General features: G+C 68.3%; 16 protein-coding genes. 5 read left to right on the top strand and 11 right to left on the bottom strand.

Translation table 11 applies throughout. The annotated features are described in order from the left end of the window. Positions 1-74: 74 nt before the first annotated feature. Genes AB6A65_RS05755 through AB6A65_RS05745 form a run of 3 tightly spaced genes read left to right on the top strand, consistent with a single transcriptional unit; the run spans position 75 to position 2,397 of the window. Positions 75-752, top strand: a complete 678-nt coding sequence (locus AB6A65_RS05755; RefSeq protein WP_371037407.1) for a cell division ATP-binding protein FtsE — start codon at positions 75-77, stop codon at positions 750-752. After that, the gene (locus tag AB6A65_RS05750; RefSeq protein ID WP_371037406.1) at positions 749-1,645 is read left to right on the top strand and encodes a cell division protein FtsX; all 897 of its coding nucleotides are present in this window, start codon (positions 749-751) and stop codon (positions 1,643-1,645) included. Before AB6A65_RS05755 ends, AB6A65_RS05750 begins: the two co-directional genes overlap by 4 nt. Beyond that, complete coding sequence (locus AB6A65_RS05745) at positions 1,645-2,397, top strand: lysophospholipid acyltransferase family protein (RefSeq protein ID WP_371037405.1); 753 nt, start codon at positions 1,645-1,647, stop codon at positions 2,395-2,397. Before AB6A65_RS05750 ends, AB6A65_RS05745 begins: the two co-directional genes overlap by 1 nt. A gap of 44 nt (positions 2,398-2,441) precedes the next feature. Here AB6A65_RS05745 and lpdA read toward each other — a convergent pair whose 3' ends face one another. The 10 genes from lpdA to mdh form a co-directional block, all read right to left on the bottom strand. Then, on the bottom strand, positions 2,442-3,830 hold the full coding sequence (gene lpdA / locus AB6A65_RS05740; RefSeq protein ID WP_371037404.1) for a dihydrolipoyl dehydrogenase: 1,389 nt from the start codon (positions 3,828-3,830) through the stop codon (positions 2,442-2,444). A 98-nt stretch (positions 3,831-3,928) separates the two neighbouring features. Further along, entirely contained in the window at positions 3,929-4,318 is a 390-nt protein-coding gene (locus AB6A65_RS05735; protein WP_371037403.1) for an MAPEG family protein, read from the bottom strand. Positions 4,319-4,625: 307 nt separating this feature from the next. Next, positions 4,626-6,200 (bottom strand): 2-oxoglutarate dehydrogenase complex dihydrolipoyllysine-residue succinyltransferase, encoded by a 1,575-nt coding sequence (gene odhB, locus AB6A65_RS05730; RefSeq protein ID WP_371037402.1) that lies wholly within the window; start codon positions 6,198-6,200, stop codon positions 4,626-4,628. A gap of 7 nt (positions 6,201-6,207) precedes the next feature. Continuing rightward, the gene (locus AB6A65_RS05725) at positions 6,208-9,177 is read right to left on the bottom strand and encodes a 2-oxoglutarate dehydrogenase E1 component (protein WP_371037401.1); all 2,970 of its coding nucleotides are present in this window, start codon (positions 9,175-9,177) and stop codon (positions 6,208-6,210) included. Then, on the bottom strand, positions 9,174-9,704 hold the full coding sequence (locus tag AB6A65_RS05720) for a DUF805 domain-containing protein (RefSeq protein WP_371037400.1): 531 nt from the start codon (positions 9,702-9,704) through the stop codon (positions 9,174-9,176). The genes AB6A65_RS05725 and AB6A65_RS05720 overlap by 4 nt, the downstream gene beginning before the upstream one ends. Continuing rightward, a complete protein-coding gene (locus AB6A65_RS05715) occupies positions 9,701-10,234 on the bottom strand; it encodes a DUF805 domain-containing protein (RefSeq protein WP_371037399.1) in 534 nt (177 codons plus the stop codon). The genes AB6A65_RS05720 and AB6A65_RS05715 overlap by 4 nt, the downstream gene beginning before the upstream one ends. A gap of 29 nt (positions 10,235-10,263) precedes the next feature. Beyond that, positions 10,264-11,145, bottom strand: a complete 882-nt coding sequence (gene sucD / locus AB6A65_RS05710) for a succinate--CoA ligase subunit alpha (protein ID WP_371037398.1) — start codon at positions 11,143-11,145, stop codon at positions 10,264-10,266. A gap of 16 nt (positions 11,146-11,161) precedes the next feature. Next, positions 11,162-11,587 (bottom strand): hypothetical protein, encoded by a 426-nt coding sequence (locus AB6A65_RS05705; RefSeq protein ID WP_371037397.1) that lies wholly within the window; start codon positions 11,585-11,587, stop codon positions 11,162-11,164. A 45-nt stretch (positions 11,588-11,632) separates the two neighbouring features. Beyond that, on the bottom strand, positions 11,633-12,826 hold the full coding sequence (gene sucC, locus AB6A65_RS05700; RefSeq protein WP_371037396.1) for an ADP-forming succinate--CoA ligase subunit beta: 1,194 nt from the start codon (positions 12,824-12,826) through the stop codon (positions 11,633-11,635). A gap of 302 nt (positions 12,827-13,128) precedes the next feature. Next, complete coding sequence (gene mdh, locus AB6A65_RS05695; RefSeq protein WP_371037395.1) at positions 13,129-14,091, bottom strand: malate dehydrogenase; 963 nt, start codon at positions 14,089-14,091, stop codon at positions 13,129-13,131. Positions 14,092-14,232: 141 nt separating this feature from the next. Here mdh and AB6A65_RS05690 point away from each other — a divergent pair, with 141 nt between their 5' ends. After that, positions 14,233-14,985, top strand: coding sequence for a sulfite exporter TauE/SafE family protein (locus AB6A65_RS05690; RefSeq protein ID WP_371037394.1), 753 nt, complete (start codon positions 14,233-14,235; stop codon positions 14,983-14,985). On the opposite strand, the gene AB6A65_RS05685 is transcribed toward AB6A65_RS05690, so the two are convergent. Next, a complete protein-coding gene (locus AB6A65_RS05685; RefSeq protein WP_371037393.1) occupies positions 14,982-15,290 on the bottom strand; it encodes a hypothetical protein in 309 nt (102 codons plus the stop codon). The genes AB6A65_RS05690 and AB6A65_RS05685 overlap by 4 nt on opposite strands. A 184-nt stretch (positions 15,291-15,474) precedes the next feature. Here AB6A65_RS05685 and AB6A65_RS05680 point away from each other — a divergent pair, with 184 nt between their 5' ends. Further along, complete coding sequence (locus AB6A65_RS05680) at positions 15,475-16,332, top strand: CoA ester lyase (protein ID WP_371037392.1); 858 nt, start codon at positions 15,475-15,477, stop codon at positions 16,330-16,332. Positions 16,333-16,362: the final 30 nt, after the last annotated feature.

Raw genomic sequence — 16,362 nt, 5'->3', positions numbered from 1 at the left:
GCCGGCGATTGCAACCCGACCGGTGCTGAGGCACAACATGGCCCCTGCGGGCAGGCGGAAAACTGGGGGCGGCGGTGATCGAGCTGGACGGTGTGGGCTACAGCTACGGGGGCGGCGAGCTTCTGCAGGACATCTCGCTGGCCATCACGCCCGGCAGTTTCCATTTCCTCACCGGGCCGTCGGGCGCGGGAAAGACGACCTTCCTGAAGCTTTGCTACGGCGCGCTGCAGCCCAGCGCCGGCCGGTTGCGGATTTTCGAGACCGACGTGACCGCCATGAGCCGCGATGCCATCGCGCTGGCGCGGCGCCGCATCGGGGTGGTGCACCAGGATTGCCAGTTCCTGGACCATCTGCCCGTGATGGAGAACGTGGCATTGCCGCTCACGGTGTCGGGGCAGGGGGGCGGTGCCGCACAACAGGACTTGCACGAACTGCTGAACTGGGTGGGCCTGACGGAGCGCGCCACGGCGCTGCCGCCCGAACTCTCCGGCGGGGAACGCCAGCGCGCCGCGCTCGCCCGCGCGGTCATCATGTCGCCGGACGTGATCCTTGCCGACGAGCCGACGGGCAACGTGGACTGGGAAATGTCGGAACGGCTTCTTCAGCTTCTGGTGGAGCTCAACCGGCTCGGCAAGGCGGTCATGGTCGCCACCCACGACCTTGCGCTCATCCGCGCCGCGAAACACCATGTGCAGGCGCGCGTCGTCCGGATCGCCGGTGGCCGGTTGCAGGCGGCGGGGGCCGATCTGTGAGGGGCGCGGTCACGCTGCTGCGCGGGGACACGCAGGCCGACCGGGTGGTCCCGCCCACCGGGATCACCGCGCGGCTGACCGTCTTCACCGCCGCGGCCATGGCCTTTCTGGCGGTCTTCGCGCTGGCGCTGTCGCTTGCCGCTGGGCGCCTCGCCGACCGCTGGGGCGAGGAACTCGCCCGTTCGGCCACGCTGCGCATCTCGGCGCCCGAGGGGCAGATGGCGGAACAGACGCGCGCGGCGCTGCGGCTGCTGGAGACGACGCCGGGGGTCGCCGGGGCACGCGCGCTGGCGCCGGAAGAGCAGCGCGCGCTGCTGGAGCCCTGGCTCGGGCCGGACCTTCCGCTCGACACGCTGCCGGTGCCGCAGCTCATCGAGATCATCGAGACCGAAGAGGGCTACGACGCGGCGGGACTTCGACTGCGTCTCGCGGCGGAGGTGCCGGGGGCGGTCCTTGACGATCACACCCGCTGGCGCCGTCCGCTGGTGCAGGCGGCCGACCGTCTGCGCCTTCTGGGCTGGGTCTCGATCACGCTCATCGGCGCGGCGGTGGCGGCGATGATCACCCTGGCCGCGCAGGCAGCGCTGGCGGCCAACGCGCAGGTGATCGCGGTGCTGCGGCTCGTCGGCGCGCGCGACGTCTACATCGCGCGCGCCTTCGTGCGCCGCTTCACGCTCCGCACGCTCACCGGCGCGGCCGTGGGAACGGCGTTCGGCATGATCGCGGTGGCGGCGCTGCCGGGCGGCGGCAGCGGTGAGGACAGTTTCCTCACGGGGCTCGGCTTTCGGGGCTGGCACTGGCTTGCGCCGCTTCTCGTGCCGCCGCTCGCGGCGGTCGTGGCGTTCTGGGCGACGCGCGCGGCGGCCGGGCGCACGCTCAGGGCGCTGACCTGATGCTGCGCTGGGCGCGCTCGGTGCTTTTCGTCGGGCAGATGTACGCCATGATGGCGATCATGGCCGTGTTCTTCACGCCCTGGGCGATCTTCGACCGGCGCGGCGCCTATGCCGGCGTCCGCACCTATTGCCGCTATGTCCGCTGGACGGCGCGCTGGATGGTGGGGCTGCGCACGGAGGTCCGCGGACGGGTCCCGGTGGAGGAGGTGCTGATCGGCTCCAAGCACCAGAGCTTCCTCGACATCATCCTCATCGTCAGCGTCGTGCCACGGCCGAAGTTCATCATGAAGAAGGAACTCGGGCGCGCGCCGATCCTGGGCTGGTACGCCAAGCGCATCGGGTGCGTGGCCGTGGATCGCGGCCGCCGCCGCGCGGCGATGCGCCAGATGGTCGAGGGGGTACGCCACGGTGACGCGCCCCCGAGGCAGCTCATCATCTATCCCCAGGGCACGCGGGTCGCGCCGGGGGTGAAGGCGCCCTACAAGATCGGGACGGCGGTGCTCTACGAGGAGACGGGGCAGCCCTGCGTGCCGGCCGCGACCAATGTCGGCGTCTTCTGGCCGCGCAAGGGCATCCTGCGCAAGCCCGGCCTCGCCGTGGTCGAGTTCCTCGAGCCGATCCCGCCGGGACTGCCCGCCGAAACCTTCATGGCACGCCTCGAGCAGGTCGTGGAAACGCGGTCGGACGCGTTGATGGCCGAGGCCGGTTTCGATCCGCGCCCGCCGGGGCGGGAGAGCGCGGAAGAGAGCTGAGCGGATCCTGCCGGGGGCGCGCGACGTCCCCCGGCCCCCCGCGGTCAGGCGTGGATCGGACCATCGCCGCAGGCCAGCGCCGCCTCGCGAACCGCCTCGGAATAGGTCGGGTGCGCGTGGCAGGTCAGCGCGAGATCCTCGGCGCTGGCGCCGAATTCCATCGCCACGCAGATCTCGTGGATCAGGTCGCCGGCCATCGGGCCGATGATGTGCGCGCCGAGGATGCGGTCGGTCTGCTTGTCTGCGAGGATCTTCACGAAACCGTCGGCGGCGAAATTGGCCTTGGCGCGGCCGTTGCCCATGAAGTTGAACTTGCCCGCCTTGTAGGCGCGGCCCTGCTCCTTGAGGGTCTCCTCGGTTTCGCCGACAGCGGCGACCTCGGGATGGGTGTAGATCACCGACGGGATCACGCCGTAGTTCACGTGCCCGGCTTTGCCGGCGATGACCTCGGCGCAGGCCATGCCCTCGTCCTCGGCCTTGTGGGCCAGCATCGGCCCCGCGATGCAGTCGCCGATGGCGTAGACCCCGTCGACGTTCGTGCGCCAGTGGCCGTCCGTCTTCACCTGGCCGCGCTCGGTCATCTCGACTCCGAGCGCCTCGAGGCCGACGCCGTCGGTGAAGGGTTTGCGGCCCGTCGCCACCAGCACGACATCGGCGTCGAGGGTCGCCTCGCTCTCGTCCTTGCGGAGCTTGTAGTGGACCTTGGCCTTGGTCTTGAGCGCCTCCACGGACTGGACGGCGGCCCCCATGACGAAGTCCAGACCCTGTTTCTTCAGCAGGCGCTGGAAGCCCTTCTGCACCTCGGCGTCCATTCCGGGCGTGATGTGGTCGAGGTATTCCACGACCGTGACCTGCGCGCCGAGGCGCGCGTAGACGGAGCCGAGCTCGAGCCCGATCACCCCGCCGCCGATCACCGCCATCCTTTTCGGGATCCTGGAAAGCTCGAGCGCGCCGGTGGAGGTGACGACCACGGTCTCGTCGATCTCGACGCCGGGCAGGCCGGAGGCCTCGGATCCCGTCGCGACGATGATGTTCTTCGCCTCGTGCGTCTCCTCGCCCACCGTCACCTTGCCGGGCGCGGGGATCGCGCCCCAGCCCTTGAGCCAGTCGATCTTGTTCTTCTTGAAAAGATACTCGATGCCCTTGGTGTTCTGCGCGATCGTGTCGTCCTTGTAGGCGAGCATCGCTTTCCAATCGACCTTGGGCGCGCCGACCTTGAGGCCCATCTTCTCGAAATTGTGCTCGGCCTCGTGAAGCTGGTGGGTGGCGTGCAGAAGCGCCTTGGAGGGGATGCAGCCCACGTTGAGGCATGTCCCGCCCAACGTCTCGCGCCCTTCCACGCAGGCGGTCTTGAGGCCCAGCTGCGCGCAGCGGATGGCGGCCACGTAGCCGCCGGGTCCGGAGCCGATAACGATCACGTCGTAGGAGGCCATTGGGTCAGTCCTTTCCCTTTCTGGCGGAGGAGGGGGGCGCTGCCCCCCTCGGCGGCCTGCGCCGCCTCACCCCCCGGAGTATTTGAACCAAGAAGAAGTCACAGGAGCGCCGCGAGGATCATCACCAGGGTGGCGAGGAAGCCCGCCGCCCAGATGAGCGAGCGGCCCGGCACCCAGCCGAAGAGGTAGGCGGGCACGTAGAGAAGGCGGGCGGCGAGGTAGATCCAGGCGCAGGCGGCGGTGACGGGGCTGGATTGCTGCGACAGCATGACGATCGCCACGGCTGCTGTGAAGAGGGTCAGCCCCTCGAAGTGGTTGTCGAGCGCGCGCTTGGCCCGCCCGGCCATGCCGGGCAGCGCAATCGCTTCGTCGCGCGGGCTCATCGCGGCGCGGGGGCCGGCCACCTTCTGGCCGAGCACGGAGTAGAGCGCGAGCTGCCCGGCCTGCAGCAGCACGGCGAGGGCGAGGGCGGTGAGTTCGGGGGTCATGGAATCTCTGCCTTGGTGATCGACGACGTGGCCGATAGCGCATCCGGCCACTGCGGGGGCGGCGCAGCGGGCCGAGGACGCGTGGTGGCGGGGGATATGACGGGCGCCCCGAATACCCTAGCCATTGTTCCGGTAAAGCTGAACATGCGCGTTCTCAAAACCGTCAGATTGGAAATCCGTGTGTCCGTCCCTGCGCGGGCGCTGCAGGCCGGCAACGCGGTGGCGGGGCCGTGGGGACGGCTGCCCGCGCGCCGCGACGCCCCGTGCACGCGGGCGATGATCTTTGCGACGGACACGCAAGGCCCGCCTACAGGTCCATCAGGAGCCGCCGCGGGTCTTCGAGCGCCTCCTTCACGCGCACGAGGAAGGTGACCGCGCCCTTGCCGTCCACGATGCGGTGATCGTAGCTGAGCGCGAGGTACATCATCGGGCGGATCACGATCTCGCCCTTCACCACCACGGGCCGGTCCTGGATCTTGTGCATGCCCAGGATGCCCGATTGCGGCGGGTTGAGGATCGGCGAGGACATGAGGGAGCCGTAGACGCCGCCGTTGGAGATGGTGAAGGTGCCGCCCTGCATCTCGGCCATCGAGAGCTTGCCGTCGCGGGCGCGCTTCGCCTTTTCCGCCATCTCCTTTTCGAGCTCGGCGAAGGACTTGGCGTCGGCGTCGCGGATCACCGGCACCACGAGGCCCTGCGGCGTGCCCGTGGCGATGCCGATATGGACGAAGTTCTTGTAGACGATGTCGGTGCCGTCGATCTCGGCGTTGACCTCGGGCACCTCGCGGAGCGCGTGGCAGCAGGCCTTGGTGAAGAACGACATGAAGCCGAGCCGCACGCCGTGCTTCTTCTCGAAGAGGTCCTTGTATTCCGAGCGCAGGTCCATGACCGCCGACATGTCCACCTCGTTGTAGGTGGTCAGGATCGCCGCCGTGTCCTGCGCATCCTTGAGGCGGCGCGCGATGGTCTGGCGCAGGCGGGTCATCTTCACCCGCTCCTCGCGCCCGGCATCCTCGGCCGGGACCGGGGCGCGCGGGGCCTGCGCGGGGGCCGCGGGGGCCGCGGGGGCCTTCGCGGCGCTTCCGGCGGCGGCCGCCTTGGCGACGTCGTCCTTCATGACGCGCCCGTCGCGGCCGGTGCCGGTGACCGCGTCGCGCGACAGCCCCGCCTCGGCCATGGCCTTTTTCGCGGCCGGTGCGTCTTCCACGTCCGCACGCTCCGCGGCCGTCTCTTGCGGGGTCTCGTGCTTGTCCGTCCGGGCCGTGTCATCCGATGCGGGCGCGGGGGAGGCGCCGCCCGCCGCGCCCGAGATCACGCCGAGCTTCCCGCCAGCGTGCACCGTTTCGCCTTCGGGGGCGAGGATCTCGGACAGCACGCCGGAGGCGGGTGCCGGCACTTCCACCGAGACCTTGTCGGTCTCGAGCTCGCAAAGCATCTCGTCCTGCTCGACCTTGTCGCCGGGCTTCTTGAACCCGGTCGAGACGGTGGCCTCGGTCACGCGTTCGCCCAGCGCGGGGACCATCACGTCCGCGCTGTCCCCCGCGCCGCCGTCGTCATCGCCGCCCGCGTCGCCGGCCTTCCCGGCGCCCGCTTCGGACGCGGCAGGCGTCTCGCGCGGCTTGATCTCGGTGCTGTCCACCTCGCCGGCCGGGGCGAGATTGGCGAGCAGCGCGTCGACGCCCACCGTCTCGCCCTCCTGGGCGACGATGTCCTCGAGCACCCCGTCGGTGGGCGCGGGCACCTCCACCGTGACCTTGTCGGTCTCGAGCTCGCACAACATCTCGTCGGCGGTGACGCTGTCGCCCGGCTTCTTGAACCAGGTGGCGACGGAGGCCTCTGTCACGCTCTCTCCGAGCGTCGGCACGCGGACTTCGACAGTCATCTTTATCTCACTTTCCTTCGATGGAGAGCGCCTCGTCGACGAGCGCCTCCTGCTGTTTCTTGTGCTGCGAGGCGAGCCCGGTGGCGGGCGAGGCGCTCGCGGGGCGGCCGACATAGCGCGGGCGCCCGTGCTCGGCGCCGATGCGCCCCAGAACCCATTCGAGGTTGGGTTCCATGAAGGTCCAGGCCCCCTGGTTCTTCGGCTCTTCCTGGCACCAGAGGATCTCGGCCTGCTTGAAGCGCTCGAGCTCCTTCACCACCGAGATCGCCGGGAACGGATAGAACTGCTCCACCCGCAGCAGGTAGACGTCGTCGATCCCGCGCGCGTCGCGCTCTTCCAGCAGGTCGTAATAGACCTTGCCCGAGCACATCACCACGCGGCGGATCTTGGCGTCGGGCTTGAGCCGGGTGTCGGAGTTGCCCTTCTCGGCATCGTCCCAGAGCACGCGGTGGAAGCTGGAGCCGGTGACGAACTGCTCGGCATCCGACACGGCGAGCTTGTGCCGCAGCAGCGATTTCGGCGTCATCAGGATGAGCGGCTTCCGAAAGCTTCGGTGCAGCTGGCGGCGCAGGATGTGGAAGTAGTTGGCCGGCGTCGTGCAGTTGGCCCCGATCCAGTTGTCCTGACCGGACATCTGAAGGAAGCGTTCGAGCCGCGCCGAGGAGTGCGCGGGGCCCTGGCCCTCATAGCCGTGCGGCAAGAGGCAGACGAGCCCCGACATGCGCAGCCACTTCGACTCGCCCGACGAGATGAACTGGTCGAACATGATCTGCGCGCCGTTGGCGAAGTCGCCGAACTGCGCCTCCCACAGCGTCAGCGCGTTGGGCTCGGCCAGGCTGAAGCCGTATTCGAAGCCGAGCACCGCGTATTCCGACAGCATGGAGTCGATGACGTCGTAGCGGGCCTGGCCCTCGCGAATGGCGTTGAGCGGGTAATGGCGCTCTTCGGTGTCCTGATCGACGAGCGCGGAGTGACGCTGGCTGAAGGTGCCCCGCGTGCTGTCCTGCCCCGACAGGCGGACCGGGTAGCCCTCGAGGAGAAGCGAGCCGAAGGCGATCGCCTCGGCCGTCGCCCAGTCGAAGCCCGTGCCTGTCTCGAACATCTGCTTCTTGTGCTCGAGAAGGCGCCCCACGGTCTTGTGGAGGTTGAAGCCCTCGGGCACGCGGGTGAGCGCGACGCCCACGTCCTCCAGCGTTTTCTCGGAGATCGCGGTGTCGCCGCGCTGGTATTCCTTACCCTCGCGGTCGAGGTGCGACCAGCGGCCGTCCAGCCAGTCGGCCTTGTTCGGGCGGTAGGTCTTGCCGGCCTCGAACTCGTCGGCGAGCAGCGACTGGAACTGCGCCTTCATGTCCTCGACCTCGCCCTCGGGGATCAGGCCGTCCCGCACCAGCCGTTCGGTGTAGAGCGACAGCGTGGTCTTGTGCTGCTTGATCTCCTTGTACATCAGCGGGTTGGTGAACATGGGCTCGTCGCCCTCGTTGTGACCGAAGCGCCGGTAGCAGATCACGTCGATGACAACGTCCTTGCCGAACTTCTGGCGGAACTCGGTGGCGACCTTGGCGGCGTGCACCACCGCCTCGGGGTCGTCGCCGTTGACGTGGAAGATGGGCGCCTCGACCATCAGCGCGATGTCGGTGGGGTAGGGCGAAGAGCGCGAATAATGCGGCGCCGTGGTGAAGCCGATCTGGTTGTTCACGACGATATGCATGGTGCCGCCGGTACGATGCCCCTTGAGGCCGGAAAGCCCGAAGCATTCGGCCACGACGCCTTGTCCGGCAAAGGCCGCGTCGCCGTGGAGCAGCACCGGCAGCACCTTGCGGCGCTCGGCGTCGTTGAGCTGGTCCTGCTTGGCGCGCGCCTTGCCCAGCACCACCGGGTTCACGGCCTCCAGATGCGAGGGGTTCGCCGTCAGCGACAGGTGCACCGAGTTGCCGTCGAATTCGCGGTCGGACGAAGCGCCGAGGTGGTATTTCACGTCGCCCGAGCCGTCCACCTCCTCGGGCTTGAAGCTGCCGCCCTGGAACTCGTTGAAGATGGCGCGGTAGGGCTTGCCCATCACGTTGGCCAGCACCGACAGCCGCCCGCGGTGGGGCATGCCGATGACGACCTCCTTCAAGCCCAGCGCGCCGCCGCGCTTGATGATCTGCTCCATCGCCGGGATCACCGCCTCGCCGCCGTCGAGGCCGAAGCGCTTGGTGCCCATGTACTTGACGTGTAGGAACTTCTCGAAGCCCTCGGCCTCCACGAGCTTGTTCAGGATCGCGCGCCGGCCTTCGCGGGTGAACTTGACCTCCTTGCCGTAGCCCTCGATGCGCTCCTTCAGCCAGGCGGATTGCTCGGGGTTGGAGATGTGCATGTACTGCAGCGCGAAGGTGCCGCAGTAGGTCCGCTTCACGATGTCGAGGATCTCGCGGATCGAGGCGATCTCCAGCCCCAGCACGTTGTCGATGAAGATCGGCCGGTCCATGTCGGCCTCGGTGAAACCGTAGGTCCGGGGGTCGAGTTCCGGATGGTCGGTCTTCGCGCGCAGGCCGAGAGGGTCGAGATCGGCGGCCAGATGCCCGCGGATACGGTAGGCGCGGATCAGCATGAGCGCGCGCACCGAGTCGAGCACGGCGCGCTGCACCTGGTCGTCGGTGACCTCCACGCCATGCGCCTCGGCCTTTTCGCGGATCTTGCCGCCGGCGGCCTCTGCCTCCGCGCGCGCCGTGGCCTCCGGCCACTGCCCGTCGAAGGCGTGGGTCAGCTCGTCCGACGGCGTGGGCGGCCAGTCGGGGCGCGCCCAGGACGGGCCCTGCGCCTCGCGGCGCACCTCGGCCTCGGGATCGCCGAGCTCGCGGAAGAAGGCGGCCCACGCTTCGTCCACCGCGCCGGGATCCTCGGCGTAGCGCGCGTAGAGCTGTTCGAGATACTCGGCGTTCTGCCCCTGCATGAAGCTCGAGGCCTTGAAGAGATCGTTCGGGCTTTGCTCGGTCATGGGCGCACCTCTTGTGGGTTGGGGCCGAAGCGGTTGGAGCCGGGCTCGGACGGCCGGGTCAGCCAGTAGACGACGATGAGGGGGGAAATCAGGAAGATCAGGAAGGCGACATGCATGACGATCGCGCTCGCGCCGAAAAGGATCGCGCGCAGATCGCCGGCAAGCACCGCGTCGAGGCCGGACACCACGCTCGCGAAGCCGCCGATGCCCACCATCACGATGAGCGGGTAGAGAAGGTGCAGGCCCGAGCGCCCGCTGTCATGCATCCGTCGCCAGCCGGCGGCGAGACCGGGCAACAGGGTGACGAGAAAGAAGCCGGTCGCGAGGACGCCCTCGCTACGGTACTCGATCACGCCGGGGGCGACCTCGACGGCCCGGGCCCCGAAGAGCGCCGCGTCGAGGACGCTCAGCGCAAGGCTTCCCCCGACGACGAAAAGGGTGAACCACCAGTATTCGGGGCGCGACGCGCGCCCGGAAAAGGTGGCGAACTTGCGCAGGCAGGTGGTGACGGCGTCGGCGAAACTCATGCCGGCGCCTCCGTGACGGGCCGGACCCTCGGTTCGGGGCCGTAGTCGTTCGGGCCTTTCTGAGAGGGCCGCGTCAGCCACCACAAGATCAGGATCGAGGCCGCGAGCTGCGCGATCGCGGCCGCCGCCGCCAGCCCCGCACCCATGCCAGGCATCATCGCGCCCGGCCCGGCGCCCGGCCCGTCCCCGGCCATGCGCGCCGCGAGCCCGAAGCCCGCGAAGAACAGGATCGCCAGGGAAATCAGCATCGGGATCAGAAGGTACCACCCGGGCCGGCCGGTGTCGTGCATACGCCGCCAGCCCGCGGCGAGCAGCGGCAGAAACATCGCGAGGCTGAAGAGCGGGCCGACGATGCGGGTCTCGGGCGCCTCCGGCGTGCCGAAGCCGAAAAGCGCCCCGTCGACCAGGCGCGCCACGAGGCCGCCCAGCATCACGAAAAGGAAGAACCACCAGTATTCGGGCCGCCGCGCGCGGCCCGAGAAGGTGGCGTATTTGCCCAGGCAGTTCCGGACTGCCTCCGAAAACCCCATGCTACGTGCCTCCTTCGCGGCACTCCCGCTCAGCCGATGGCCTTCAGCACCGCCTCGCCCAGCCCGGCGGGGCTGTCGGCCACGACGATGCCGGCCGACTTCATCGCCTCGATCTTGTCCTCGGCGCCGCCCTTGCCGCCGGCGACGATAGCGCCGGCGTGGCCCATCCGCCGCCCCGGGGGCGCGGTGCGCCCGGCGATGAAGCCCGCCGTCGGCTTGGAGCGGCCCTTCTTCGCCTCGGATTTCAGGAAGTCCGCGGCGTCCTCCTCGGCCGAGCCGCCGATCTCGCCGATCATGATGATCGCTTCCGTCTCGTCGTCGGCGAGGAACCATTCCAGCACGTCGATATGTTCGGTCCCCTTGATGGGATCGCCGCCGATGCCCACGCAGGTGGACTGGCCGAGGCCGACATCCGTCGTCTGTTTCACGGCCTCGTAGGTAAGGGTGCCCGAACGGCTTACAACCCCCACCTTCCCGCGCTTGTGGATGTGGCCCGGCATGATGCCGATCTTGCAGGCGTCGGGCGTGATCACGCCGGGGCAGTTTGGCCCGATCAGCGTGGTCGTGGACCCTTCGAGCGCGCGCTTGACCTTCATCATGTCGAGCACCGGAATCCCTTCCGTGATGCAGACGACGAGCGGGATGCCCGCGTCGATCGCCTCCAGGATCGAATCCGCGGCGAAGGGCGGGGGCACGTAGATGACCGAGGCGTTCGCGCCGGTCTGCTGCACCGCCTCGTGGCAGGAGTTGAAGACCGGCAGGCCCAGATGCTCCTGCCCGCCCTTCCCGGGCGTCACCCCGCCCACCATCTTGGTGCCGTAGGCGATGGCCTGCTCGGAGTGGAAGGTGCCCTGGGAGCCGGTGAAGCCCTGGCAGATCACCTTGGTGTTTTCGTCGACGAGAACTGCCATTGTGGTGGCTCCTATTTCAATACTGCCACGCGAAGTTTCCGAAAGTTAGGTATGCCCAAGCCATACCGAAAACGTCGACGTAGGTTTCTGGATAGCGGTCGGTTTCATAAACAAAATGAAGCGCAACCACATTGGTGGATTGATGAAAGATACGCTGTGGAGAGTCCGCAAAATGAACATCCAAGCGGCGAGCATGAATGATCCCATTTAGCGCCCTCCACAGGTCGCTTTCAACTTTGAGGCTGTTGTCTAATTGGTATTCCCAACGCCGTGCCGAAATCGCTTGCTTCGCTCCGTCAACTTCGAAACAGCGGCGGGCGTTGACCGCAAACTCAACACCTGTTTCAAGCAGTCGTTGCGTTGCAATGTTCAATGGACCTTTGTCGCCTGGGAACACAGTGCTTGCAAACGAAAGCAAATCTATAGCTTTCCTGTCTGCCAAGATGCGCGCCTGAGACAAAATAGGAGCGTGAGGACCCACGATCGATTACCCCTTCACCGCCTTGACGATCTTCTGCGCCGCGTCGGACAGGTCGTCCGCCGCGATTACGTTCAGGCCGGAAGTGTTGATGATTTCCTTGCCCTGCTCGACGTTCGTGCCCTCGAGCCGGACGACCAGCGGCACCTCGAGCCCCACCTCCTTGACGGCGGCGACGACGCCCTCGGCGATGATGTCGCAGCGCATGATGCCGCCGAAGATGTTCACGAGGATGCCCTTCACGTTCTTGTCCGACGTGATGATCTTGAAGGCTTCCGTCACCTTCTCCTTGGTGGCCCCGCCACCCACGTCTAGGAAGTTAGCGGGCTCGGCGCCGAAGAGCTTGATGATGTCCATCGTCGCCATGGCGAGGCCCGCGCCGTTCACCATGCAGCCGATCTCGCCGTCGAGCGCGATGTAGTTGAGATCGTATTTCGACGCGGCGAGTTCCTTCGGATCCTCCTCGGACTCGTCGCGCAGCGACGCGATGTCGGCGTGCCGGTAGAGCGCGTTCGAGTCGAAGCTCATCTTGGCGTCGAGGCATTTCAGCTCGCCCTCGTCCGTCACGATGAGCGGGTTGATCTCCAGCATCTCCATGTCCTTGTCCACGAAGAGCCTGTAGAGCGTGCCCATGAGGCCGACGCACTGCTTGATCTGCTTGCCCTCGAGGCCCAGCATGAAGGCGATGCGGCGGCCGTGGAAGGGCTGGTATCCGGTCACCGGATCCACCGAGAAGGACAGGATCCGCTCCGGCGTCGACGCGGCGACCTCCTCGATGTCCATGCCGCCCTCGGTGGAGCAGACGAAGGACACGCGGCTCGTCTGCCGGTCCACCAGGAGCGCAAGGTAGAGCTCGCGCGAGATGCCGGAGCCGTCCTCGATGTAGATGCGCCCCACCTGCTTGCCCGCGGGGCCGGTCTGGTGGGTGACGAGGGTGCGGCCGAGCATCCGGCGCGCCTCCTCGGCGGCCTCCTCCACCGACTTCGTGAGGCGCACGCCGCCCTTCTCGCCGGCGCCGTCCTCCTTGAAGTGGCCCTTGCCGCGACCGCCCGCGTGGATCTGCGCCTTCACCACCCAGAGCGGGCCGTCGAGCGCTCCGGCGGCGGTCTTCGCATCCTCGGCCTTCAGCACCACGCGCCCGTCGCTCACCGGCGCGCCGTAATCCCGCAGAAGTGCCTTGGCCTGATATTCATGTATGTTCATTCAGCACTGTCCCGTCACGGTTCGTTTGTCCCGGTATACTCATATTGTCGCACCCGGTCGAAACCGTTTTCTGGTCTGTCACGCGGTTTTGTGCATTCTTGGGGAGGTTTGTGATCACGCATTTTCGGGGTGTGATCACGAAACTGGCGTCGGGTGCGCCGGTGGCGGCAAGAATCGCTTCCGACCGGGCGCTCCGCGGAACAATTCTCGTGTCCGCGCGGGCGCATGTGCCCGCGCCGCGCGGCAGACCACTCCCGGGCCGGCGCCATGGGGCGGGTCCGGGAGCGGGCGTCGCGCCGGTATCAGGCGAGTGTCTCGTCGATTTCCTTGCACGCCTTCACGAGGCCGCGCACCGAGTCGACGGACTTGTCCATCATCGCCTGCTCGTCCTTGTTGAGCGCGATGTCGATCACCTTCTCGATGCCGCCCGCGCCGATCACCGTGGGCACGCCGACATACATGCCGTCGAGGCCATAGGCGCCCGAAACATAGGCCGCGCAGGGCAGCACGCGTTTCTGGTCCTTGAGATAGGCTTCGGCCATCTCGATCGCCGAGGCGGCGGGCGCGTAGAAGGCGGAACCCGACTTCAGCAGCCCCACGATCTCCGCACCGCCGTCCCGGGTGCGCTGCACGATCGCGTCGAGCTTTTCCTGCGTCGTCCAGCCCATCTTCACCAGATCCGGCAGCGGGATGCCCGCCACGGTGGAATAGCGCACGAGCGGCACCATCGTGTCGCCATGCCCGCCGAGCACGAAGCCCGTCACGTCCTTCATCGAGACGTTGAACTCCACGCTCAGGAAGTGGCGGAAGCGCGCGCTGTCGAGGACGCCGGCCATGCCGCAGACCTTCTCGTGCGGAAGGCCCGAGAACTCGCGCAGCGCCCACACCATCGCGTCGAGCGGGTTGGTTATGCAGATCACGAAGGCGTCGGGGGCGTTGTCGCGGATGCCTTCGCCGACCGCCTTCATCACCTTGAGGTTGATGCCGAGAAGGTCGTCGCGGCTCATGCCGGGCTTGCGCGGCACACCGGCGGTCACGATGCAGACGTCGGCGCCGGCGATGTCGGCGTAATCCTGCGTTCCCTTGAGCGCGGCGTCGATGCGCTCCACGGGGCCGGATTCGGCGATGTCCAGCGCCTTGCCCTCGGGCGTGCCTTCGGCGATGTCGAACAGGACGACGTCGCCGAGCTCCTTGATGGCGGCGAGATGGGCGAGCGTGCCGCCGATCTGCCCCGCGCCGATCAGGGCGATCTTGGGTCTGGCCATGAAAGTCTCTCCGGTCGATTGCAGACGCCGCATGGCCTAGAGCCTCGCGCAGCGCATCGCAAGAGCGGAGCGGGGCTGTCGCGCGCCCGCCCGAGCGGCTAAGCCTGAACCACGACGCGTGTTGCGTGCGGGGAGGGGGCGATGCTGAACGATCCGGGCATCTTCGTGCTGGCGGCGCTCGCGGTGGTCTTCGCCGGCGTCTCGAAGGGCGGCTTCGGCTCGGGCGCGGCTTTCGCATCCGCCGCGGTCCTGGCCCTCGTGATGCCGCCGGGCGAGGCGCTCGGCATCATGCTGCCGCTTCTCATGCTGATCGATCTTGTCACGCTGCCGCCTTACTGGCGGCGCTGGGATCCGGCGGCGGCGCGGCTTCTCATCCTGGGCGGCCTGCCCGGCGTCGCGCTCGGGGCGGCGCTCTGGCGGGTGGCCGACGACGACCTGATACGGCTCCTGATCGGGGCGATCAGCCTGGCCTTCGTCGCCTGGCGCGTGCTGGAAACGCGTGGCGTCATCCGGCCCGCCGCGCGCCGCCCGGGGCGGGGTTGGGGGCTCTTGGCCGGGCTCACCGCGGGCTTCACGAGCTTCGTCAGCCATGCCGGCGGCCCGGCGGCCGCCGTCTACCTGCTTGCGGGGCGGCCCGACAAGACGACCTATCAGGCGACAACGGTGCTGATCTTCTGGGCGCTCAACATCGCCAAGGCGATTCCCTACGGCGTCCTCGGCATCTTCACGGCCCAGACGCTCATGGCGAACGCCGCGCTCGCCCCTTTCGCGGTGCTTGGCGCCTGGCTCGGCGTGAAGGCGCATTTCCTCGTGCCGGAGCGCGCCTTCTTCCTGCTGACCTACACGCTGCTCACGCTGACCGGCGCGAAGCTGATCTGGGACGCGCTCACCTAGCCGTCGCGGCCCGGGGGCGGCGCGTCGTGGGCGGAAAACGCCTCTCCCGATGCCAGCAGGCAGGTGCGGCCCGCGGCCGTCGTCGCGGTGAGCGTCCAGCTTCCCGTGTCCGGGTTGGCGAAAAGCTCGACGAGCGCCCCGGAGGCGAGACCCGCCGCGCGACGCGATTCGCCCCAGCCCCGGGCGAGTTCCTCGAGCATCGCGTCCCGCGGCCCGCAGCCGGGCAAGGCTTCGCCCTCGACGGTGGTCGCGGCAAGCGCCATGAGCGCGAGGCCGGTGGCGTGGACGAGGGCATGCCGGATCATGGCGGGATCTCCTTCGATGGGGGCGCGACGTCGCCATGAAGAGCCGGAGAAGGCGTTAACGGCGGCCGAAGGGCGCGTGCCGCAGCCGTTGCGGGGCCGGTTTTGCCGCATTGCAGCAGAAAGGGGCTTGAACATCTGCCAAGAAAATGCGCTCTACCGCGCAACTTTGTTACGGGAGGCTTCGATGGACCCGCGCTCACGCCCCTACCGGTCCGTGCTCTACATTCCCGGCTCGAAGGAGCGTGCCCTCGAGAAGGCGCGGTCGCTGCCGGTGGACGCCATCATCTTCGATCTCGAGGATGCGGTGGCGCCCGATGCCAAGGAAGAGGCCCGGCGCACGTTGCGTACCGAGCTCGACGCGGGCGGATACGGCAAGCGCGCGCGGATCGTCCGGGTCAACGGGCTGGAGACCGCCTGGGGCGCGGCGGACATCGAGGCGATCCGCGGCGCCGATATCGACGCGCTGCTGCTGCCCAAGGTCGATGACCCCGCGCAGCTCGACGCCGCGGCCGACGCGCTGGGCGCGAACGTGCCGATCTGGGCCATGATGGAGACGCCGCGCGGCGTCCTGAACGCGCAGGCCATCGCGGCGCATCCGCGCCTTGGGGGATTCGTCGCCGGGACCAACGACCTCGCCAAGGAGCTGGGCTGCGCCATGCGCGCCGACCGGCTGCCGATGCTCCAGGCGCTGCAGCACATGCTCATGGCGGCGCGGGCCGAGGGAAAGGTCTGCGTGGACGGCGTCTTCAACCACTTCCGGGACGAGGACGGGCTGCGCGCCGAGTGCGAACAGGGCCGCGACATGGGCTTCGACGGCAAGACGCTCATCCACCCCGCGCAGGTGGCCACCGCCAACGCCGTCTTCGCCCCGGGCGCGGAAGAGATCGACCTCGCGCGCCGCCAGATCGCGGCATTCCGGGACGCCAAGGCGCGCGGCGAGGGCGTGGCCGTGCTGGACGGCCGGATCGTCGAGAACCTGCATGTCGAAACCGCCCGCAGGATGCTCGCGAAGGCAGAGGCCATTGCGGCGCTCGCGCATTGATCTAGGGTAGCGACCGACAGGGCAGGGAGA

The sequence above is a fragment of the Rhodosalinus sp. FB01 genome (assembly GCF_041365715.1).
Classification (GTDB): Bacteria; Pseudomonadota; Alphaproteobacteria; order Rhodobacterales; family Rhodobacteraceae; genus Rhodosalinus.
Note: the sequence above shows the minus strand (reverse complement) of the source record. Positions and strands in the feature narration are given on the sequence as shown.